We start from the raw sequence: 20,541 nt of genomic DNA, 5'->3' as shown, positions 1-20,541 counted from the left end.
CGAACAAACCCACAGGCGGCCTACGCGATGTGACGACGAGGACGGCGTACGCTGTCAACCCTGAGCTTGACCAGGGCAGATCATCAGCCAAGCTGCATGTTTGGGGTACGAGGTGGGAGCAGCCCTGTGCGAAATCTGCGCGTTCCTCTGATCTTGGCAGTGGTCAGCATCGCCTTTGGAGCGGAGGCCCTCGCCCAAGCTTCGCGCGACGTTCCGATCGAGCGCGATCTCGAGCGCGAGGAGCGCATCGACCGACGCCTCAATCGAAACAGGCCGCCGCCCGTCGATCCGAATGTCTCACCTGACAACCCGGATGGCGTTGTCGGCTTCGATGGTCCTCCCGGCATTCCAGAAGACAACATCGATGCCGGCCCGCTCCCGCCCGGATCACCCGCCGACGCGGACGACGACTGAAGGACGAGCCTTTCGCCAACTTAGTCAGTCAACAGCCAGCGCCGCGATGGAGAAGGTAGAGGCCAGCACGAAGTTGGCGGCAACGAGAAGGGCGAGCAGGGTCACGACACGCAACTCTTTACGCGACACGGGCGCGGATGAGCGCCGCCCAATGCGGCGCGCACGCGTGCATCGCCTTCGACGATCCTGAGGTCTTCAGAACCGCAGGAGTCGCGTGAGCGGCGGTTAGGGACGGCAGGTGCGCAGTACCGAGCATGAGCCCGCCCGCGACAATGATCCGGAAGACGATATCGAGCATGGTGTTACCCTCTGCGGCCTTCGGTGGCCGTCGTATGGGGCTGCTTCTAGAAGCTTGGCCTTGCGTGCTGATTTCGTGGATTGTTGCGTCGGCGGCTGCAGACGTTGCCTAGGCTGCACTGAGGCGCTCGGTGTTCTCGGCTACATATGCGGTGTAGACCGTGTGTCCGTTTGCCTCGCCGTGTTCGAGCCAGCCGACACAACCGTAGCCTCGTGTTAATTTTTCGCGTGCAGGTTGTCTTTGCGGCAAATAATAAACCGCTGGTTGCGGGTCGGGTCGCGCGCTGCGCCCGTCTCGCGCACCTTCAGCGAGCGACCTCTGAGACATCGAGTTGCCGCTTCAGAGTGGTTGCGAATTGATGCTGCAAGTCTGCACTGCTGGCATATTTCTCCATTACGGTGCGCCATCGGCGCGTTGACATGCGGGACCATAGCCGAACTTGAGCAGACTCAAGTCCTGTGCGGTCTGCAAGACTCAACTCCCAGCAGCGAACCGCTTGGCACCGGCTTAACGATCGGCACGAGTAGCTCTGGCAGGGGCGTACTTGGGCCAAGATGCGTTTTGTGCGTGTTGGAAGCCTGATTGGGGCAGGAAGAGATGCCACAAATTCTACTGAGTATTTGATATCACCGAATTAAGTAGTTTTCTGGGGTCTGGATCCGAACTCGAGCTGGAGTAGTCGGCCTCAATTTCTAACGGCCGAGTCACCCGCCAAGAAGAGCACGGAGAGGGCGACTCCTGCGTTTTGGCAGAACGAAGCCATCTCAGTGAACTCGCATCTGCGCAAATCACTACAGGCCTGTGAGCGTGCTGTAAGGCTGCTGCGGGCAGGCGACCGGTTTGAGGCCGAAATCCACAAAGGGTCGGGAATCGACTGGCTCGAAGTCCACCTCGGCGTCATGATCACCCTCCGATATGGTTTCGCCGCGGGAGGGGCGCCTCATGAGCACCTCGCAGACGCTCGTCGCCTCCTCCGAGCGATGGTTTCCCGACAGCTACGTCTTCGTGCTCGTCGCGGCCTGCCTCGTCGGGCTCGGCGTGCTCGCCCATGGAAGCGAGCCACTGGCGATCAGCAAGGCGTTCGGGGACGGCTTCTGGAGCTTGATTCCAATCACCATGCAGATGGCGCTCGTTGCGATCGGCGGTTACGTAGTCGCCGTGTCGCCGCCCGTCGCCGCGCTCATGCGCCGGGCCGCCGCCCTGCCGCGGAACACCTGCGTCGGAAGGTGCGAGCGCATCCATCTCACCGCGACGCCGGGCGACCGAACAGGCTGCCGAGGATGCCGCCAAGCTGCGGGCCATCCGGTGCTCCCGTCACGGGTGGGCTCGGCGCCGGGTCGGGCTCGCCATTGTGGAGGCCGGTCCGCTCGGCAACGACGCGCGCCTTGACGATGCCCTGGGCCGCGAGCGCGTTGTAGAGGTTGAGCAGGATGATCAGGACCGGCGCCACCCAGGGCGGCAGAAAGCCGAGGATCAGGCTCGCCGGGAACGGCAGGCTGGACAGATCGCCCTGCCAGTTCTGGGCGAGGTACTGGAAGATGCCCATCGCGCCGAGCACGATCTGCCAGACCGAGGACCAGGTAACCCGGCTGCCCTGGATCGCGATGACGGAGCCCTGTGCGCGGAGGTCCGCCGCCGTGGTGCTGGCGCGCGCCGCCGGGATCTTGCGGGCATTCGCATCATCGTCGAGGGCGGCCTTCGATTGCGGGCCCCAGTGACCGTCGGCGGTGATGCCGGCCTGGGTCTGCAGGGCGATCAGGGCGCCAGCCGTGGACGGCCCCCAGATGCCATCGACCTTGCCGACCATGTAGTAGCCGAGGTCGCGCAAGCGCTTCTGGATCGCCTCGACCTCGTAGCGGGCGAGCGACGATTCGGCCCAGTTGCCGGCGGTGACGGACATGCGGTCGCTCTTCGGTTTGGTGGGGGTGACGGGGGCCGAGCCGTCGACCTTCACGGGCGAGTGGTCGCTGCTGCGGGCCTTCGGCAGGCTGGCGCTGTACGGAGTGAGGAACTGGTCGCGCTCCGCGGTGCGGCGGCTGATCAGCTCCTTGTTTTTCGTCCACGACATGATCGCCGCGGCACATCCGGCGCGGTCGCCTGCATTCAAGCGCTTCACGAAGGTCGATTTGGCAAAGCCGCCCTGGCCGATGTTGAAACAGATCGAGACCAGCGCGTCGCGCTCATGGTCGGCGAGCGGCACCTTCACGGCCTGGTCGACGGTCGCCTCGTACTTGACGAGGTCGCGGTCGAAGATCGCCAGCGCCTCAGCCTCGCTGATGGTGAGACCGGCCGTGACCGCGGGCGGACCGGCCGCCGAGGTGTGTCCGACGCCGACGGTCCAGACGCCGACGCTATCCTTGTAGGCGCGGGTTTTCAGCGCCTCGCGCCCGACGAGCGCGGCACGGCCGATGGCGGTGAGGGCCATGGGATCTCTCGATGTGAGGAGTGCGCGGCGACCGGCCGGCTCGGATGGATCGCGCTAAGCTGCGCGGTACGGGTCCGTACGAATCGCTGACGACAGCCAAAAGCTGATGCAGGTTAAGGTGCCGCCCTGCGGTCCTCACCTCCCCTTGGACAGCTGGTCGTCCGTCGGGCCGGCTCGTTCCCCCTACAGGCGAGCCGGCCCGTCGTCACAGGCCGGTCAGCCGGGCAGGTTCAGCCACATCACGACAGCGGCGATCAGCAGCGCCGTGCCGGCCGCGAGGGCATGCGTGATCAGCTCGCGGCGGCGCGCGGCTTCGAGGTCATCGAGCATGGCCGATCACCCTTTGCGCCGCTCACACACCGTCTTGGCCTAGCGGCCGTCGGCCGCGCGCACGCCGCCCGGTCAGGGGCGGCGCGGGGTCGGGTGAAGCGGACGAGGCGTGCGGCGGCTACTCCGGCACGCCGAGCTTGATCGCTGCGGCGCGCTCGGCCGTGAGAATGCCGACGCTCGCGCAGAACGAAATCCTGCCGATCACGGACGGGTCGGCGACGTCGACCTCGGCGAGGTGCGGATCGTCGAGCGAGCCGAACAGCACGTCGAGGGCGTCGCGGGTGAAGGCCTTTTGCGCGTTCCCCTCCGGCGTCGGGTCGGCGCCGTCGACATAGGTCCGCGCCCGCTTGATCGCGACCTGCTCGGCGACGCTGAACTGCGCCTTGAAGCGGATCGGCGTCATCAGGGTGCGATAGGCCGGGGCCGGCGGGGCGCCGGCGCCCTCGGGCGCGGGCGGCGCCTCCCAGGTTCCATCGACGAGCCGCCAGCCCGGCCGCACCGCGTTGGGCACGGGCGCGAACTGCGCGGCGAGGTCGGGGTGAAACTGCGCGGCCGGGTCGGTCGAGACATCGACCGCGACCCCGCCGACGACGCGTGCAAAGTTTGCCATCTCTACCACTCCACCACGACGAGGCCGTCGCCGCCGCCGCCATTGAACCCGATCCCGGAGGTGCAGGCCGCCCCGCCGCCGCCGCCGCCGATACCGCCGGTGCCGCCGGCAATGTTGTTGGCGTTGTTGGCCGCGACGCCGCCGCCGCCGCCGAAGGCGCCGCCGTTGCCGACGTAGACACCTCCGCCGCCATTGGCTCGCTTCCCGCCGGACCCCGCGCCGGCGTAAGCGAATTGCGGCTGCGGCCCGGTGCCCGACCCGAACAGAATGTCGCCCGCGAACCGGCTGAACGCGTAAGCCGGCAGCACCCCGCCCTCGCTGCCGAGAGAGGCGACACCGTTCAGCCCGACGCCGGCCCCGGCCGTCCCGAGGCTTGAGGGGCCGGACCCGGCGAGAACGCCGGCGCCGTACGTGCTCCCCTCGACGCTGTCGACGTCGCCGGCTTTCTTGAGAGCCCCGCCACCGCCGCTCGCCCCGGACACGCTCCCGTTGGCGCCCGTCGTGATGTTGCCGCCGGCTCCACCGTTGCCGAGGATCGTGGCGCAGCCGCCGCCGCCGGTGCCGAAGGCCGCCGTCGTCGTCGAGAGGATCGCGCCGCTCGCCCCGCCGGTGAAGTTGAAATCGCCGCCGCTGCCGACGCCGCCGGCCGATCCGGCCAGCGTAGCCGCGCCGCTGCCGGTGACTCCGCCCGCTCCGCCGGTCGCAGAGCAGACCGCCCCGAACGATGAGGTGCCGCCCGCGTAGGCGTTGAAGACGCCCGTGCTCGGAAGATAGACCTGCTGCCCGCCCTTGCCGACCGTGACCGCGTAGGACGCGCCCGGCGTGACGGTGAGCGTCTTCATGGCGAAGCCGCCGCCGCCGCCGCCCGTCGCCTTGAGCGTGCTCCCGCTCATCGCCAGACCGCCGGCCCCGCCGGCGCCGTGCACGCGCACCCGGATCTGCGTCACGCCGGGCGGGACCACGAAGGTGCCGGAGCTGTAGAAGGCGCGCAGCTTGCCCGTGCCGAAGATGTCCTGCCCGAGCAGGATCGGCACGCCCTGAAACCCGAGGGATGCCACCGCCGCGCTTGTGGTGGTCGGCGCGTTTTGTAGATTGCTTGCCATCGCCTACCACTCCACCACGACAAAGCCGTCTGCGCCGGCGCCGCCGTAAGCGTTAAAACTGCCGGAGCAGACGCTGCCGCCGCCGCCGCCGCCCGGGAACCCGCCGGTGCCGCCCGTCGCGCCGTTGCCGCCGTTGTAGCAGCCGCCGCCGCCGGCGTTGGTCGAGGTCGCTTGCGTCGCACCGCCCGAGCCACCCCCGGGCCCGCCGCCGCCGCCGGCGCCGGTGCTGGTGTTGATCGGGTAGCCGCCCGCGCCGAACAGCACGTCCCCGGGAAAGCGGCCGTAGACCCCGGCTGGCACGGATGCGCTGGAGACCGGCGCATAGCCGTTGCCGTACGGAGTCCCGCTGCCCACGTTGCCGAAGATGTCCAGCCCCCCGAGGTACGCGCGCGAAGATATCAGCGAGGCTTGAGTGCCCTCGGAGGTGTCCGATGCGGACCCACCGGCGCCGCCGCCGCCCGAGCCCCATGTCGTCGCCAAGTTTGTGCTGATGTCGCCGCCGGCGCCACCCACGCCACCGCCGCCCGTAGCACAACTGTTGGACACGGGCGCCGCCGCCGAAAAATTGCCGCCGCGCCCCCCATCGCCGAGGTTCGATGCGGCGGAGCCGCCGCCCGTCGCCTGATAGGTGGCGCCGCTGACGTTGCCGTTTGCGCAGGAGCCCCCGGCCCCACCCGTGAAGTTGACGTCGCCGCCGGAGCCGGTGCCGCCCGCGCCCCCACTGCCCGTCGCCGCGAAGGGAGATCCGAGCGGATTGCCGCCCCCGCCGCCCGTAGCCGAGCAAACCGCTCCGAACGACGAGGCGGCGCCGGCAAATCCATACGTAGCCGACCCGGCCGAGCCGAGCGCCTGCGCCCCGCCCTTGCCGACCGTGACCGCGTAGGACGCGCCCGGCGTGACCGCGAGCGTTTTCATCGCGAAGCCGCCGCCGCCACCGCCCGTGGCCTTGCCTTGGCTGGGCGCCGACCAGCCGGCGCCGGAGCCGCCCGCCCCCCAGACGCGCACGCGGATCTGCGTCACGCCGGGCGGGACCACGAAGGTGTCGGATTTGTAGAAGGGCAGGAAATGGCCGGTGCCGAAAACGTCTTGGCTGGCAAGGGCCGGCGTTCCGGTGAGACCGAGCGAGGGCGTCGCGGCGCTCGGCGCGGCCGTGACGATCGAGGTGTTGCTCGGCATCGGCTTCACCCTCAACGCGGAGTCGCTCGAGGCCCAGCATCTTCGCCGCGGCGTAGGCCAGCGCCTCGGCGTCGAGGTAGTGGTTGTGGCGCGAACGCCGGAGCCACATCGAGCCGCCGCCCGGCCGGCGCACCCGTGCCTCGGAGACCACCTGACGGCAGAAGTCCTCCGAGGCATCAATCGGCAGTTGCCAGCCGCCGGGCTGATCTTGCGGCCAGCGCACCCGGGAATGAATCCAGGACTTCAGGACGTCGGTGTCGAGGCGGACGAGGTCGAGGCCGTAGGAGGGCCGCCCCCCAATCGGGGTGACGTCGATCCGGTTGACCGAGAGCGGCACCGTCCGGTGGTCGTAGCCCTTGGTCGGGTAGACGTGCCGGGCATGGCGGCGGCAGAACTCATAGATTGTGTTCTCGTCGCCAGCCTCCTTCTTGCCGGGTCGGAAGCCCGCGTCGATGAAGACGCGGCGGATCGGCAGGCCCCCGATCCCGTTCTCGATCAGGTCGGCCAGTTCGAGCCAGACGTCGTCGAGGCGGGTGTCGTGGTGGTCTCCGAACATCTCGCCGTGGACGATCTGCCAGGATTCCTGCCGCAGCCCCCAGCCCCGAACCACGTAGACGAGCCGGTCCTTCTGGACGTCGACCCCACAGGTCAGGAACAGGACGCCGGCCGGGATCTCACGGAAGCGGTAGGGCAGGCGGCGCTCGGCCACCTCCTCCCATTCCGGCGCGTCGCCGCCGCTCGGCATCCAGAGCTCGCCGAAGGCGGCGTTCGTGACCGTCTGGACCTTCTCCGGATCGCCGGTCTGGATCGCCTCGACGTAGCGCGCGGCGCGGTCGCCGAAGCTCTGGAACGGCGAGCACAGGCCCGATGTCCACAACGACCAGGTGTCGCTCGCCGGCGGCTCCCCGACCGGGTTGCCCTTGGCATTGAGCGCCTGGCCGGGCGCCACCTCGAGGCCGGTGGCGCTGATCGCCTTCTTGTCGGCCTCGGTGATGATGCAGCCGTGACGCGGGCAGACGAGGTGCGCTGTCTCGCGGGCGCGGGCCGGGGTGGTCTTGGCCTCCTCGCCCTTGTGCTCGTACTCCAGGCAGGCGAGGCGCGGCACGAACCGCTCCTCGCAGTGCGGACACACCCAAGTCCAGTGATGCCGGGTGCCGGCCTGCCAGAACTTCCAGATCGTCGATTCGATGTCGTCGGCGGGCTGAATTTTCCAGAATTCCAGCCCGGAAACCGGATCGAGCTCGACTTCCTTCGGTCCGCGCGAGGTCGTGGAGACCATCGCGTGCACGAAGTCGGCGTGGGTGTCGCCGCGCGCGTCGATCAGGCCGATCGGATCGCCCTGGCCCTTCACGTTCGCCATCAACTCGTCGGCCTCGTCGGTCAGCGCCAGCGACGCCGGATCGGATTTCAGCGCGGTCGAGGAGCCGGCATGCGCCAGGCGCAGCGGCACGCCAGCGATGACCTTGCGGGTCTTCGTCATGCGCTTGCCACGGGCGACCTTGGCGGCGAGCGCCGGCGCCTCGTCGAGCAGCGCCATGACGCGCGGCTCCCACTGCTCGGTGATGAACTGCTTGTTCGGCCCAACGTAGAGGATCGGGGCCGGCCGCTGATCGAGCCGCTGGCCGATGACATCGAGGATGGTCTCCGACTTGCCGGACTGGGCCGAGACCACGAAGACGCAGCGCTTGTGGCGCCGGGCCGCGATGGCACGGCCGAAAGGCACGCCGTAGGGCGTGAGATATTATGCCTTGTTTTTCAATCGGTTAGAACGTCTTGTCGCTCTGTTGTCGCGCCGAACCGAGTGCCTATAGCGTCGATCGAGTTCCGGGCGGCAACATCCTCGGGAAAAAGGTGCCCGTAGATGTTCATGGTGGTGCCGATCTCGGCGTGTCCCATGATACTCATGATATGCAACGGCGAGAGACCCTCCGCAATGAGGAGGCTCGCCGCCGCGTGTCTGAGCGCGTGAAGCGTGAACTTCGGTTTACCGTCGTCGTTCAGCAGGCCGGCTACCTTCATAGCCCTCAGATATCGCGAGCAATAGAGGCCGATCGCATCGAGGTTGCGACCGTCCCGGCCGATAAAGACGAAGCCTTCGCTCGGCCCGTCCATGTAGCGGTGCAGTGCGAGCAAGCGCTGCTTGACGATCGCGGACATGGGCACGTTGCGGTTGCCCGCGGCGCTCTTCGGCCCCTTGAGACCATCGTAATGACTCAGGCTGTGGCGCACCCTGATCTCACCGCGGGAGAGTCGATGAACTGCCACTGCAGGCCCGCCATCTCGCCGCGCCGCATGCCAGCAAACACCCCGAGCGTTACCAAGGCCGACTTTTGCAGCCGCGTTAGTTCGCGCTCCGCGTAACCGCGCTGTTCGGAAGCCGCTAACAGGTTCTCCAAGTCGGCGATTGAGGGGATCGGAACCTTCGTCACGGTGCGCGGCAATCTGATCGGCTCTTCAGCGAATGGATCGCGCTTCGTCCAGTTCTTTCGACGAGCGTATCGAATGACCTGCTGCACCACGATGTAGGGATATCTCAAGGTATTCGGTTTGTACTTCAGAGATAGTTCATCGAGCATAATCTGGATGCTCTGACTGCTCAGGCGAGATATCAATATATTACCAATTTTCGGATTGACCTTGCTGGCAAGATTACGCTCGTAGCTCAGATAGGTCGTTGTCGCCATTTTATCGCCGATCATTCGACGGCGATCGCAGTCCTTGAGCCATGCCGCCGCAGCGTCCCGGAACAGCAAAGTTTCGACGTCGGGCGTGTGCGCGTCGTCCTCGATCTCCTTCTCGATACGCAACCGCTCTTTGTCCGCAGCTTTCTTCGAGGCGCAGGTCTTCAGACGACGCTTGCCTCCCTGGTCAGTATAGCGAACCACCCAGGCGATCTTCTTCGCACCACCATGCATCCACTCGCGCTTAGCGACGCTTGCCATGCTCGGCCTCCGAGGTCCAAGTATTTTCAATGGGGTTGTGCGCTGGGCGAAGTGACGTTGCCAGGCCGCAGCGGGGTAGTGCAACCGAGCCGCATCTTGTGAACGACGGCGCTATTATTCGTGCCTTGCAATTCAGCCGCTATGTTAGGACTGTAAAGGGGACATCGATAGGCAAAAGCGCTTGCAGATGCGGCTTCATCGTTAAGACATCCACTTTGAAAAATTGGACGAGGTATGCCCGCCTGTGGGAGTGCCTACCCCCGCCCCGCGCTACCCACGAAGGTGGAAGAGGAGACAGAATTAGCTTTTGCATGATGTTTGCTTTCGAGCCCGGCTTTCCAAAGCCAATGCCCAGTAACAGACTGGGCAGCCGGGGGGTGGAAACCTGCTCGAAAGACAGGTCGACGCGCTTTTAAGCCGCTAAGCTCTGGACATGGCGCACCGCCCCCGGCCATGGGGGCCAGGCCGGCGCACCCGCCAAGGCACGACCACACAGCAAGTCCCGCAAGGGCGCTGCATTCGGCAGACCTCCGGCACCAGCCGTGAAGTAAGCCGATTTCGAGTCCGGGTTTCCACACCCACGCCCATTGTTGCCTGAAAGCCAAGTGCGTCACAAGACACTGCCGGGCTGCTGCGCACCTGACATTCTCCTCTGTCATGCAGTCGAAACTCTGGCGCGCCACATGGCGGACGAGCGAGGCCCCGCGGCTCGACAGGATCGAGCACAAGCGAGTTTAAGGCCGAGCGCCTTCGCAGCGTGCTTGTGGAGAAGGCGCGTCTGTAACTCGCGAACGTTGGTGTCGCGACCCGTAACGTTATCCTAGCCTGAGCGGAGGCCGATCTTGCCATTCGGGAGGCCCGCCAAGCCCAGGGCGCGGGCGGCTCACACAATCCCTGCGGAGATGATTGCCGCAGCGTCATCACGGGCGCAGCGCAAAGTCGGTGCCTAGCGGCGAGCGGCAGTTGCTGTCACCAAGGGGCATCCACCCTCGCCGATGGGCCGGAAGGCGTCCTTGCCGGGGATCGTGGCGAGTACCTTATACAGGTCCCACTCGGTCTTCGCCTCGGCCGGCTTCTTGACCTCAAATAGGTACATGTCGTGGATCTTACGGCCGTCCTCGCGGATCTCGCCCTTGCCAAAAAGCGGATCGTCGGTCGGCATCGCCTTCATCTTGCTCACTACTGCCGTACCGTCCGTCGCCGACTTCAGCTCCGCTACTGCTTTGAGGTAGTGCAGCACGCCCGAGTAGACACCAGCTTGGTTCGAGGTTGGCTTCCTGGCGCTGAAAAGCTTGGCAAAGCGATCCGAGAAGGTGCGGCTAGCGTCGTTGAGGTCCCAGTAAAAGGGCTCAGTCAGAATGAGGCCTTGCGCGACCCTCGTTCCTAACGAGTGCACATCCGAGGAGTAGATCAGTAGAGCCGCAAGCGCCTGTCCCTTTTCCGTGATGCTAAACTCGCCAGCTTGTTTAACCGCGTTGATGGTGTCGCCGCCGGCATTCGCGAGCCCGATCACTTTGGCTCCGGACGCTTGGGCCTGAAGCAGGAACGATGAGAAATCGGCCGTTGGGAAAGGCGCCTTGACCGAGCCAATCACCTTGCCGCCGTTCTTCTCGACGACCGCCGTGGTGTCGCGCTGAAGCGTTTGACCGAAAACATAATCGGCGGTGATGAAGAACCAGGTGTCGCCGCCGCGCTTGACCATGGCGCTGCCGGTGCCGTTGGCGAGCGCCACCGTGTCATAGGCCCAGTGAATGGTATTGGGCGTGCACTGCGGCCCTGTGAGATCGGCCGTGCCTGCGCCGGTGTCGACGAAAGTTTTGTTCTTCTCCTTGGTGACTTGGCTCACTGCCAGCGCCACCGACGAGGTCGGCACGTCAAAGATCGCATCGACACCATCGCGGTCATACCACTGCCGCGCCAGCGCGGAGCCAATATCGGGCTTGTTCTGGTGATCGGCGGAGACGATCTCAACCTTCAGGCCGTGTTCGTTCGGATTGAAGTCTTCTATTGCCATGCGTGCCGCAACGACCGAGCCTTCCCCCCCAATATCTGAGTAAACACCGGAGCGGTCTCCCAAAATGCCAATCTTCACGGGCGTCTGCGCTCCAGCGGCTCCCATCAGCAAGACGAATACAGCAGAGCTTAAAAAACATATCAGCTGCATCACACCCTCCCCGTGGACTAGCTTTTGGGGAATGGTGATATTTTGAGGGAGGCGCGTCCAGAGCTTGATCATAAATGGCGCGAAGACGTACCATTGTGAATTTCTTGCAAGCCTGCGAATACTACATGGGAAATCGCCCTGCCCGCGGGAAAACGCTCTAACGTACAGCACGTCCATGCTCTATGCGCATATAACTTTTCATGAGGGCAACCACTGGTACCCGGATACTGCCGTTGCCTTCGCGTCTTTCAGTTCCTCCCGCTCGCTCTCTAAGTCGGATCAACTGACCTCGATCTGAGTTCCGGTCCCACCCGTGAGCAAACGCTTGAGATGGAAGCTGGCGAGGGTGTCGTCTGGCCGCAGACCAACGAGCCCCGCGAAGGCTGGCATCGCGGTCGCGTCGCCTGCTTCTAACTTGGCAAAGGCATTCTGGTAGCGCTTCAGAGACGCCTCATCGTAGGCCGCCTTGATGAGCGGTTCGAAGGCGCGCAGGGCCTCCTGCTTACCGCGTAGGACGAGATCACCAACTGCCCGACCACGGAAAGCCCCTGCGCGAGCCACCACGCTCTGGCTAACGCAGATCCGCGTGCCGAAGCACTTATTGGCACTCTCCAACCGAGCTGCGGTGTTGATGGTGTCGCCGTAGGCCGTGTAGTCGAAGAAGCGGCTGCCGCCAAAGTTACCGACGATAGCCGGTCCGGCGTGTACGCCGATGCGTGTCACGCCAATCGCGATCCCCCGCCCGCGCCAGTGGAGCCGGAATGCCTCGGCAGCCGCGTCGAGGGCCAACGCGCAGTTCACCGCGCGAGCGGCATGGTCCGGCTGATCGCCGGGCGCACCGAACAAGACGTGGATCGCGTCACCGACGATTTTGGCGACGGTGCCATCGTGAGCGAAGACGATGTCGGTCATCGCTGAAAGATATGCGTTCAAGATGTCAGCGAGCTGCCCCGGATCGAGGTTCTCGACGAGGGACGTGAAGCTCGCAATGTCGGTGAAAAGCGACGCCACTTCCCGGCGGACCCCGCCGAGCTCGAGGCCGGACGGGTCGCCGGCCAGACGCTCAGCGAGATTTGGGGAAAAGTAGCGCGATAGAGAGGCGTGGGCACGCTCAGCCAGCAACTGGCGGCGTCGGCCCTCGCGCACGAGCTCGACGTGACGCAGCGTCCTATCAATCGTTGTCTCGAGATCTGCAAAGTCGATCGGTTTCGGTCGGTCTTGTTCATCTGCAGCTTGAGGGCCGCAGCTGCATGCCGCGCGTGAAGGCAGACAATCGGCAACCCACGCTCATTGAGGGCGTGCCAGAGCCACACCGTGAGCGGTCCCGTCTCGATCCCCACCTTCACGGCGCCAAGCGCTCTCCGCTCAAGCACGGCCATGATCGCGTCGGGATCGGTCCGAGACGTCCCGGCCCAGATACGATCGCCCGCCTCGTCGACGACGCAGATCGCGGTTTCCTTCATCGAGACATCCAGTCCGACATAACAGGTCATCTTGCGTCCTCCTTACCAGGGGACGACAAAGCTACACGGGGAGCCTCGCCCCCGATTACGCCATGTGGTTCAGCGCGGGCTCGCTAGTGGCGCGCCGCGTTCGGTTCAAGATCGCCGTCACCCGCCGATAGCCGTAGGTCGGCCGCACGTCCGTGATGGCGCGGATGGCGATCAGGACGGCCTCGTCGTCGCCACGGCGATAGGGACCGCGCGACCGAGACCCGCCCCGCATCTGCTCGACGAGGTTGGAGCGGGCCACGCCGAGCACGTCGTCCACGACTTTCATCGGGAAGAGCCCGCGGGCGGCGACGGCAGCGGCCACGCGGCTTTTTTTATCCGTGCGACGGCCAGCGCCTCCTTGAGCACCTCGACCTCCAGCGTCTTGCGCCCCAGCAGCCGCTCCAGATCGCGCACGCGGGCTTCCAACTCGCGCATCCGGCTAGCCGCGACTACCTCGTCGTCGGCTTGCACTGCCATCTGTCCGCCCTCGGCCATGCGACGCCTCCACCCGAATAGAAGGCTCGGTGAGAGGCCGTGGATCCGCGCCACCGCCGAGACGGTCATGCCGGGTTGCATCGTCTCCTCGACGAAGCGCACCTTCTCGTGGACGGTGTAGCGCCTGCGGCGCTCGCGCCCGGTGATAATATCGATCCGCTGCGTGTCGTTCGGCATAGGCGCATGCCTAGGCTTCCGCCATGGCCCTCACGGCTGCGCCCGGTGTCCGGTCGAATTGGGGGCCACTCCAGCACTCGACGAGTGTACGCACCGGCTCAGAGCTTCCAGCCGTTACTCAGCCTATCTTGAGCACCGTTTATTAGGGTATACCCCAACGGACAGGAATATAATCATACGAGGATGAATGGCACTGCGGCTCGCGGTTGAGCCGCTGTTCAAGAACGGCGGCGTAGTTGATGCGGGCCCAGATGGCGCCGCCCCAAGGATCTCTTCCGGAGGAAGGCTGCCCTGCGGGTTGGGGCTGTGAAATGACGCGCGACATCGACTGGGGCCGCTATGCGGTCGTCCACTGGACCGTAAATCGGCTGTTGGACAGCGGTGCGTTCCGCTCTTGCGGCCAACACGCGCCTTTGCCGAGCTGGCGCAGGCAGTGCTGTTCACGACCGGGCTCGACAGAGAGCATCGGCAGACCGCCAGGGTCGATTGTGGCGGACAGACCTACCACCTTGCCGATATCGAACGGCTCGCCGAACGATCAGACTACCCGCACCTGCCTGATCTCGCAGCAGCCGGAACGGCCTCTAAGACCGACACGTTTCTGTGCGAACGAGATCTCAACGGCCGGTTCCGACCCGCTCTCCGGAGTGTTTGGCGAGTTCTGCTCGCAGGCGCGCCGCCTCGGCCTCGTGTCTTTCGGCGGAAGCTTCGATTCGCCTGCATAGATGGTCGTAGAACGAGCGAGGCGACTGCATCAGGTGCGCCATCGGTTCCTCCATCGTGACAGCCGTTCACCCGCCACACCGCGGTCGGCGATCCCGATCAAGTGGCGGGTGAACCTCGAACCATGCCTTCAAGATTGATTGCCTGTGGCACGCCGCCAAGCCCGATTTGCGACAGGTCTGTCGAGGCCAACAAGCGTGTGGGTCAGTGCGCCTCGCGAAAGAGCGTTTGAATGAGCAGCCAGAGCTCACGGTGCCCAGCGGTCTGCCCCGCCTGCGTGAGGTAATCCGGGATCTCGACCCGCTCCTTCCCCTGGCCTGAATGCCCGGCTTCGCGCACCTCGGTATGCTGCCACTCGTGCTCGACGTAGAGGCGCTTTGTGTCCGTATCGAAGACCAGCCGCCACCAATCCTCATCGTTGGCGCCGGAACCTTTGGCGGATCGTTGAAGCTCGCGGATGAGTAGGGCCATCTGGAACGCTCCTGCACTGCAGCCGAGGCTACCTTGTAGGGAGACCAACCGCGAGATCGGCAGCGCCTCTGAGGCGCTTAAGCAACGTCGAGCACCCGCTGCACCTGCACCACCGACCACGCGCCGTTGGGATCTCGCGCCTGTTCAGCCCAGCGGCGATCCCATGAAAGGAGGTGCCGCCCATCGTCCGGATATCGGCGATGATCGGCGCCAGATCCGCGGTCCGGCGCTTCGCCGGCTCTTGGCGCACAGTTCTGGCTGATGGTGGAGTTGCGAGCATAGCCAACGAGCATGTCGGGATAGTGCGCTGGGTGCGTTTTATCGACGGTAGAAAAGCCGACATACTTTCCCGACATAAACAGCTTGGTTTTGCGAGCCAAACCGACCCGCTTCGTCATGCGTCGGGAAACGGTCGTTTTCTCGATAAGCGGTGCAGCGGAAACTTGGACCGTTCCACTGGGGCAAGCCCTATTAAAATAGCTCACGCCGAAGGCCCGTCCGCTCTGATGGTCATCGTTAGCTTTCTGGAAGACCAGCCTTGCGCAACCCTTCGGTCATGCGTTGATATTCGACGAGGAAAGTAGGGTTGTCGGACCAATCCGTGGTGGCCCACTTCTGCACAGTGTAACCGGGCATGATCTTCAAAAGTTCGGCAATGGCTCCGCGCGCTTCTGCGTGTCGTCCCGTCCAAGCATAAGCTGTAGCAATATCAGCATAGGCAATCCAAAATGGGCCATGAGCAATCGACTTATTACACCACTCGATCGCCTGTTCCCATTGTGCTAAATGTGTATGCGCGTGACAAATGTAATAGTACCAGATATTTATCAAATTGTCTTTAGGACTTAAACGAATTGCTTTTCTAACAAAATCAAAGCTTTCGGCCGAACTCCCAGATAATATTTTTGCAAGTCCAGTATTTGCGTAAGCCTCAGCAAAACTCCTGTCGTTCTGCACAGCAACATCATACATATATAGCGCCCCATCAAAATCTTTCTTGCCTCTCAAAATCTCTCCTTTTACAAACTGAGCTTTGGCGTAATCAGGTTTGTTATCTAGAACAAGCCTCACTTTCTCATCTGCGAGGGATATATCTTTTGTGCGATCTAAACTCCAACGAGCTGTGACTTTCAGTATAGTAGCCCTAGCAAAGCCGAGAACTGCTTCTGACAGATCAGGATCAAGCTGCAGTGCTCGCTCAAACAAAGCACTAGCCTCATCTGCGTTGCCCAAAGAGCGAGGTCTATTCAGAGCTGCCCAGCCGCGCATAGATAGATCTGCCGCATCGGGGTTGTTCGGGCGCTCACGTAACGCGCGCAAGCTCTCGGCTTGGGTTAGTTGCACATCGAGGGACCGGGCGAGGCGCGCAACGAACTCCACCTGCAATTCGCCCAGCCGGCTTCGCTCCCCCTCAATGCGGTCGGCCCAGATATGAGCTCCTGTCTCCGTCGAGATCAATTGCGCGTTTACCACGACCCGCTCGCTGGTGCGGCGGACGCTGCCCTCGAGGGCGTAGCGCACGCCGAGATCGCGCCCGAGTTGCTTCACGTCGACGGCCTTGCCCTTGTAGGTGAAGGCCGTGTTGCGGGCGATGACGAAGCTGCCGGCGAGATGCGACAGGTCCGTCGTGAGGTCCTCAGTCAGTCCGTCGGCGAAGAAATCCTGCTCGGGATCGTTGCTGTGGTTGGCAAACGGCAGAACCACAAGTGACAATCCTGGCACGGGCTTAAGGGGACTGCTCACCTGTTGAGCGATGAGGCTTGCGGGCTCGGCCGCCCTTTGAGCGGACCAAGACCACCAGCCTAGCCCACCGGCCGCGATGGTGGCGGCAAGGCTGGCCGCCAGCAGGATGCGCCTGGCTGTACGGCTCCGTGCTTCCTTGGATACGTCATGCGCTGGATCTGGGCCGGCCTCTTCCGCCTCGTTCTCGGCATCCGGCACCGCAAGGCTGGCGAGTGAGGCCGCTGAGAGTGCAAAGACACCAACCGGCCGGGCGATGTTCTTCAGCTCAAGCTTGCCTCGATCCTCGAAGCGGTAGGGCACTTTATCCCGGACCTGCTCGTGCACCGAGCGCGAGATGCAGAGGCCGCCCGGCTCTGCCAAGGACTCCAAACGCGCAGCCACGTTGACACCGTCGCCGTACAAGTCGCCATCCCGCTCGGCGACGACGTCGCCGAGATTGATGCCAAAGCGCAGCCGGAAGGCACGGTCCGCTGGCAGATTAGCCTCGCGCGTCAGCATGGCTCGCTGGATCTGGACCGCGCAGGAGACGGCTCGCACAGGGCTGGGGAACTCGACCAGGAGCCCGTCACCCATGGCCTTCACGATCCGCCCATGAGCCGTGACGATGCTGGGGTCGATCAATTCACGACGGAGAGCCTTAAGGCGGCGCAGGGTTCCTGCCTCGTCCATCCCCATAAGGCGGCTGTAGCCCACGATGTCGGCCACCAAGATCGCAGCGATGTGACGCTCAGCGCTTGCCCTGTTCATCCCGTCATCCTCAGCGGCTGTTGTCAGGCAGCTGTGTCGTTTCCTCCTCCGCGACTATAACACGCCAGATGTCTCCACCGCTGAGCTATCAAATGATTGCTAGCATCGGTGCCACTGAGCACAGATTTCTCTGCAGGAAGCGCTCACTTCTAAGCACACCAGCAGCTTGGAGGTCCGCGATGTTTGCGTCGGCGGCCCGCATTGTACAGCTTTGGTAATGCACGCGACGAGCCTGCCGAGGGCTGCAATTTCCTGATGATAGCAGCTTAGAAGACATCGGCGTCAGCCCCCACGAATTGTCTCATCGGCGCATTCGGTCCTGAGCCGAAGTATAGAGACTAGATCTAGGGTGCCTCAGCCTCGATACGGATCAGAGCGCCACGTTCCATAACGCCTAGCCAGCGCACGGCTCCTGCGGAATGCGACGGGCACCAGCTTGGGGCCATTGCGGCAGTAGAGCGTTTTCCCTCAAGAAGAAGGAGATGCTCATGATCGCACGCGTTTATCCCGATGTGAACACCACCTCGGCCAGTAACGGACCGGCCAACGAGCCGATCCATCGCCAGGGTCAGGATGTGAACACCGTCGATCAGGTCAGCAGCATCTACCTGATGGGTCTCGCGATTGTCGGCGGCATCGTGGCCGATCTGCTGCTCTGGCTGGTCCTCTGAAAGGGGCGGGGCGGTTCAGACGGCTCCCAAGACCTCCCCCCAAGCTCTCGCAAGTCGTTCGGCGCGCCCGTGAGGTCCCGCCAGAGCTTGTTATACTGATATTCTAGTGTGAGGCCCCGCGAAGTCTAATTTTTTCCCTTACGAACACTTCGGGAATGGCCGATTTTCGGTTCGACAATCGGACTTACGCAAAGGAGACCGCGCGAGTTATGCCAATAATGGCGGCTTCGTGCGGATTGGCGCGCAAGGCAGAGGCGGCCATTTCCTGAAACAACGTACCGCATCGACGTGGAGGAGTTGGTACGTGTGGAACGCTCGCGTGCGGATTGCGAAGCGCCGCTTGTGAAATTAACAAGTATTAGGATCGCTCACCTTGCGGAGGCCAGTGCGATGATGCACCGCGACCGGGGCCGTGATCTTCGGCCTTCTGTCGAGCCAGTGGACGCGCCGCGGCACACGACCGCTGAGGGAGAGACGCGCTCAGTCCGCGCTCAGTCCGAGAGGTCCTGCGGAGATCCCGCGGCGGAAGCGGGATCGAGCGCAGCAAGGCGCCTGACACACTCCGGATTTCGAGATGCCACTCGCCGGCGTCCTCCGGCAGTTCACCCTGCAGGCGTAGCTCCTCGATTGCAGCCATCGCCTCCGTGTGGGCTTCCTCGATGTCCTCCGCCGTTGCACCGATCGGATCCTCGATCACCCCACTGCTGTCGACCAACCTGAAGTGAAGCCGCTGCAACATGACCCGACCTCGCCCTGAGATCTAACGAAGGGCTCGCAGGAACGCCTTTATCTATCTGCATTAGGCGGTCGGATAGGGCCGCCGTAAAGGCACCTCGGACATGAACGGCTGGCGAAAAATTAGCGGCCCGTCGCGCCTTCGCGTGAACTGCCCACGGGAAAGGCGGCCGGGCTGGGTTGGGGGATCCCATAAAGGAGCTTACGCGAGCGGTGTTGTGCGCGTCTCGCGGCCTCTGACGCCACAAAACCCCGGCATCAGAACGCAGTCGCAGCCAGGAAGCAGGCGATCCAGGCAGCCGACATCACCAGCCCCGGCCAGTTTGCAACACCTCCTCGCTCAGGACCTTACCGGGAACATTTGGCTCGCGCCGGACCTGTGCCTCGACGGAGGGTGGCGATCGACCCCAGCTAGCAACACCTCATTCGCGACCTGCGCCAGCGCGTCGGCCTCGGCCACCGTGAACAGTAGCTCCGCGAGGGAGCGAGCGAGGCGCGGGTACTCCGTAGCCAGCACCTTCGCTGCCGCAGCCTGATCTTTGGTGGCCTCGAAATATTGCCGCCGGCGTCTTGCCTGCACTTCGGCGGCTTGGGCCAAGGCGAGCTTGCTGGACAGCGCCTCCACCAGAGCGGCGGCTCGATCCTGCCGAAGGGTGGCCGCCTGTTTGTCGGCGACGATCTTCTGCGCCTCTGCATCGTCGAGGCTGAGGAGGCCAGCCCGATACTGCGCATCCGCCTCCGCGTTTACGCGCTCGGCTGCCATGATCTCATCGCGGGCGTCGGAAGGGGCCTTTTCGATCTCGGCCGCAGCGGCGTCGGCCTTCTGATTGATGCCGATGAGGGACTTTAGGGTCTTGAGCACGTGATGGCTTTGGGTGGCGGCGCGTAGCCGCGAGGGACAGACCGGCGGTGCCAGGTCCGCTCAGAGTGGGCGAGCCGACAGGCCGGCTGCGCTGAGGCGGTGAAGAAAGCGGCCCGAAGCGATTTCGCTTTCCCTGGCATCGTTCCTGAGCAGGATCAGAGGCTTAGGGATGCCTAAAAACGAAAGCGAAATGCAAAAATCGCCTACCGAAATATGCGCAGATCTCGGGGTCTATCGCCCGCATAGGTGGCGGGCTGGTCGGAAGGACCCAAGGGCCTTCTGGTATACCAAACGCCGAGGGAAGGGATTGAGGGGGGCGGCCGCTCGCAAGCTTCGCCGACCTCGGGGCCGAAACCTGACGCTCGGTACCCACTTGCGAGGTCCGCTCAGGGTAGGCCGTGTGTGAAAACGCGGGGGCATTCCAAAATTGTAGAACAATCCTCTACGCGACAGACATGCGCCTCTGCTGGCTGGTCCTTTAGGTGCCGTCAGGGTACCTATTCCGGCGCTGCCAAAGCTGCTCGCAGGAAGATCCTTCTAACGCTCCTGCGTTCTCACAAATCATCGGTGGGGAGCCGTCGTTGGGCTGCTGCCTGAAAGCCGACATTCAGCTTAGCGCCCGTTCCGGCCACTCGGCCGGTTCTCGCGGCTTCTCCGAAGCGGACATTGCGGCAGCTCAGCTTGTGAGTCTGAGTTGCGCCATCTGCGGACTTTCGCCAGCCTCGCGGTAGAGGACCGATGTTGGGCCATGAGCAGATGTTCGCAGCTTGGGCGTTATGGAGCCTTCCTCGCGCCTCCCCGGTCTCTCCCGAAGAGACCGGCAAAGGGCCTGCTCAGGAATTGTAGGTGACGAGAGCGGCCACGAACGCCCCGTGGTCGCGAACCAGGGCCTGCACCTCTAGCATTACAGTTGCAGGGTGATGCTCCTATCTGAGAGGATTCGGATGGGAGAGCGCGATGTC

17 protein-coding genes and 4 pseudogenes are annotated in these 20,541 nt (G+C 64.0%); 3 read left to right on the top strand and 18 right to left on the bottom strand.

The features are described 5' to 3' along the window. The first annotated feature begins 126 nt into the window (after positions 1–126). A complete protein-coding gene (locus F6X53_RS28245; protein ID WP_425324708.1) occupies positions 127–414 on the top strand; it encodes a hypothetical protein in 288 nt (95 codons plus the stop codon). A gap of 118 nt (positions 415–532) precedes the next feature. On the opposite strand, the gene F6X53_RS28240 is transcribed toward F6X53_RS28245, so the two are convergent. Further along, complete coding sequence (locus F6X53_RS28240; RefSeq protein WP_151004659.1) at positions 533–712, bottom strand: hypothetical protein; 180 nt, start codon at positions 710–712, stop codon at positions 533–535. 915 nt (positions 713–1,627) lie between these two features. Here F6X53_RS28240 and F6X53_RS33440 point away from each other — a divergent pair. Next, a pseudogene (locus F6X53_RS33440) lies at positions 1,628–1,921 on the top strand (TIGR00366 family protein); the annotation flags it as partial. 34 nt (positions 1,922–1,955) lie between these two features. Here F6X53_RS33440 and F6X53_RS28230 read toward each other — a convergent pair. From F6X53_RS28230 to F6X53_RS28170, 15 genes and pseudogenes are all read right to left on the bottom strand, one after another. Beyond that, a complete protein-coding gene (locus F6X53_RS28230) occupies positions 1,956–3,137 on the bottom strand; it encodes a glycoside hydrolase family protein (RefSeq protein ID WP_151004655.1) in 1,182 nt (393 codons plus the stop codon). Positions 3,138–3,585: 448 nt separating this feature from the next. Further along, entirely contained in the window at positions 3,586–4,077 is a 492-nt protein-coding gene (locus tag F6X53_RS28225) for a hypothetical protein (RefSeq protein WP_151004653.1), read from the bottom strand. Positions 4,078–4,079: 2 nt separating this feature from the next. After that, positions 4,080–5,180, bottom strand: a complete 1,101-nt coding sequence (locus tag F6X53_RS33780) for a glycine-rich domain-containing protein (protein WP_151004651.1) — start codon at positions 5,178–5,180, stop codon at positions 4,080–4,082. 3 nt (positions 5,181–5,183) lie between these two features. Then, positions 5,184–6,356: a glycine-rich domain-containing protein gene (locus F6X53_RS34120; protein WP_425324707.1), complete on the bottom strand. Its 1,173-nt coding sequence runs from the start codon at positions 6,354–6,356 to the stop codon at positions 5,184–5,186. 31 nt (positions 6,357–6,387) lie between these two features. Then, positions 6,388–8,082, bottom strand: a pseudogene (locus F6X53_RS34115) (terminase gpA endonuclease subunit); the annotation flags it as partial. Positions 8,083–8,111: 29 nt separating this feature from the next. Continuing rightward, complete coding sequence (locus F6X53_RS28210) at positions 8,112–8,585, bottom strand: tyrosine-type recombinase/integrase (protein WP_191971034.1); 474 nt, start codon at positions 8,583–8,585, stop codon at positions 8,112–8,114. Further along, positions 8,570–9,298, bottom strand: a complete 729-nt coding sequence (locus F6X53_RS32725) for a phage integrase central domain-containing protein (protein WP_191971033.1) — start codon at positions 9,296–9,298, stop codon at positions 8,570–8,572. Before F6X53_RS32725 ends, F6X53_RS28210 begins: the two co-directional genes overlap by 16 nt. Positions 9,299–10,244: 946 nt before the next feature. After that, entirely contained in the window at positions 10,245–11,462 is a 1,218-nt protein-coding gene (locus F6X53_RS28205; protein ID WP_151004676.1) for an ABC transporter substrate-binding protein, read from the bottom strand. Positions 11,463–11,741: 279 nt separating this feature from the next. Further along, positions 11,742–12,671: pseudogene (locus F6X53_RS28200) on the bottom strand (adenylate/guanylate cyclase domain-containing protein); the annotation flags it as partial. A gap of 59 nt (positions 12,672–12,730) precedes the next feature. After that, positions 12,731–12,925, bottom strand: a pseudogene (locus F6X53_RS34110) (IS110 family RNA-guided transposase); the annotation flags it as partial. An 85-nt stretch (positions 12,926–13,010) separates the two neighbouring features. Then, positions 13,011–13,241 (bottom strand): hypothetical protein, encoded by a 231-nt coding sequence (locus F6X53_RS34105; protein WP_151004647.1) that lies wholly within the window; start codon positions 13,239–13,241, stop codon positions 13,011–13,013. Then, the gene (locus F6X53_RS28185) at positions 13,238–13,627 is read right to left on the bottom strand and encodes a transposase (protein ID WP_151004645.1); all 390 of its coding nucleotides are present in this window, start codon (positions 13,625–13,627) and stop codon (positions 13,238–13,240) included. The genes F6X53_RS34105 and F6X53_RS28185 overlap by 4 nt, the downstream gene beginning before the upstream one ends. A 927-nt stretch (positions 13,628–14,554) precedes the next feature. Continuing rightward, positions 14,555–14,821 carry a hypothetical protein gene (locus tag F6X53_RS28180; RefSeq protein ID WP_151004643.1) on the bottom strand — a complete coding sequence of 89 codons (267 nt, stop codon included), beginning with the start codon at positions 14,819–14,821 and terminating at the stop codon, positions 14,555–14,557. Positions 14,822–14,898: 77 nt separating this feature from the next. Further along, on the bottom strand, positions 14,899–15,219 hold the full coding sequence (locus F6X53_RS28175; protein WP_151004641.1) for a hypothetical protein: 321 nt from the start codon (positions 15,217–15,219) through the stop codon (positions 14,899–14,901). Positions 15,220–15,337: 118 nt separating this feature from the next. Beyond that, a complete protein-coding gene (locus F6X53_RS28170) occupies positions 15,338–17,311 on the bottom strand; it encodes an adenylate/guanylate cyclase domain-containing protein (RefSeq protein WP_151004639.1) in 1,974 nt (657 codons plus the stop codon). A 488-nt stretch (positions 17,312–17,799) separates the two neighbouring features. On the opposite strand from F6X53_RS28170, the gene F6X53_RS28165 reads away from it, so the two are divergent. After that, a complete protein-coding gene (locus F6X53_RS28165; RefSeq protein ID WP_151004637.1) occupies positions 17,800–17,982 on the top strand; it encodes a hypothetical protein in 183 nt (60 codons plus the stop codon). 358 nt (positions 17,983–18,340) lie between these two features. Here F6X53_RS28165 and F6X53_RS34100 read toward each other — a convergent pair whose 3' ends face one another. Beyond that, complete coding sequence (locus tag F6X53_RS34100) at positions 18,341–18,721, bottom strand: DUF6894 family protein (RefSeq protein ID WP_373876029.1); 381 nt, start codon at positions 18,719–18,721, stop codon at positions 18,341–18,343. A gap of 336 nt (positions 18,722–19,057) precedes the next feature. Beyond that, positions 19,058–19,579 (bottom strand): hypothetical protein, encoded by a 522-nt coding sequence (locus F6X53_RS28160; RefSeq protein ID WP_151004635.1) that lies wholly within the window; start codon positions 19,577–19,579, stop codon positions 19,058–19,060. Between the last annotated feature and the right edge of the window lie 962 nt (positions 19,580–20,541).

Source organism: Methylobacterium soli, assembly GCF_008806385.1.
GTDB classification, from domain to species: domain Bacteria; phylum Pseudomonadota; class Alphaproteobacteria; order Rhizobiales; family Beijerinckiaceae; genus Methylobacterium; species Methylobacterium soli.
This window is presented reverse-complemented; position numbering and strand designations above follow the sequence as displayed.

Excerpts from the sequence above, each read along its gene's own strand:
- F6X53_RS28240 (WP_151004659.1), bottom strand. The coding sequence starts at position 712 with ATGCTCGATATCGTCTTCCGGATCATTGTCGCGGGCGGGCTCATGCTC.
- F6X53_RS28230 (WP_151004655.1), bottom strand. The coding sequence starts at position 3,137 with ATGGCCCTCACCGCCATCGGCCGTGCCGCGCTCGTCGGGCGCGAGGCG.
- F6X53_RS28225 (WP_151004653.1), bottom strand. The coding sequence starts at position 4,077 with ATGGCAAACTTTGCACGCGTCGTCGGCGGGGTCGCGGTCGATGTCTCG.
- F6X53_RS33780 (WP_151004651.1), bottom strand. The coding sequence starts at position 5,180 with ATGGCAAGCAATCTACAAAACGCGCCGACCACCACAAGCGCGGCGGTG.
- F6X53_RS34120 (WP_425324707.1), bottom strand. The coding sequence starts at position 6,356 with ATGCCGAGCAACACCTCGATCGTCACGGCCGCGCCGAGCGCCGCGACG.
- F6X53_RS32725 (WP_191971033.1), bottom strand. The coding sequence starts at position 9,298 with ATGGCAAGCGTCGCTAAGCGCGAGTGGATGCATGGTGGTGCGAAGAAG.
- F6X53_RS28205 (WP_151004676.1), bottom strand. The coding sequence starts at position 11,462 with ATGCAGCTGATATGTTTTTTAAGCTCTGCTGTATTCGTCTTGCTGATG.
- F6X53_RS34105 (WP_151004647.1), bottom strand. The coding sequence starts at position 13,241 with ATGAAAGTCGTGGACGACGTGCTCGGCGTGGCCCGCTCCAACCTCGTC.
- F6X53_RS28185 (WP_151004645.1), bottom strand. The coding sequence starts at position 13,627 with ATGCCGAACGACACGCAGCGGATCGATATTATCACCGGGCGCGAGCGC.
- F6X53_RS28180 (WP_151004643.1), bottom strand. The coding sequence starts at position 14,821 with ATGGCCCTACTCATCCGCGAGCTTCAACGATCCGCCAAAGGTTCCGGC.
- F6X53_RS28175 (WP_151004641.1), bottom strand. The coding sequence starts at position 15,219 with ATGACGAAGCGGGTCGGTTTGGCTCGCAAAACCAAGCTGTTTATGTCG.
- F6X53_RS28170 (WP_151004639.1), bottom strand. The coding sequence starts at position 17,311 with ATGAACAGGGCAAGCGCTGAGCGTCACATCGCTGCGATCTTGGTGGCC.
- F6X53_RS28165 (WP_151004637.1), top strand. The coding sequence starts at position 17,800 with ATGATCGCACGCGTTTATCCCGATGTGAACACCACCTCGGCCAGTAAC.
- F6X53_RS34100 (WP_373876029.1), bottom strand. The coding sequence starts at position 18,721 with ATGTTGCAGCGGCTTCACTTCAGGTTGGTCGACAGCAGTGGGGTGATC.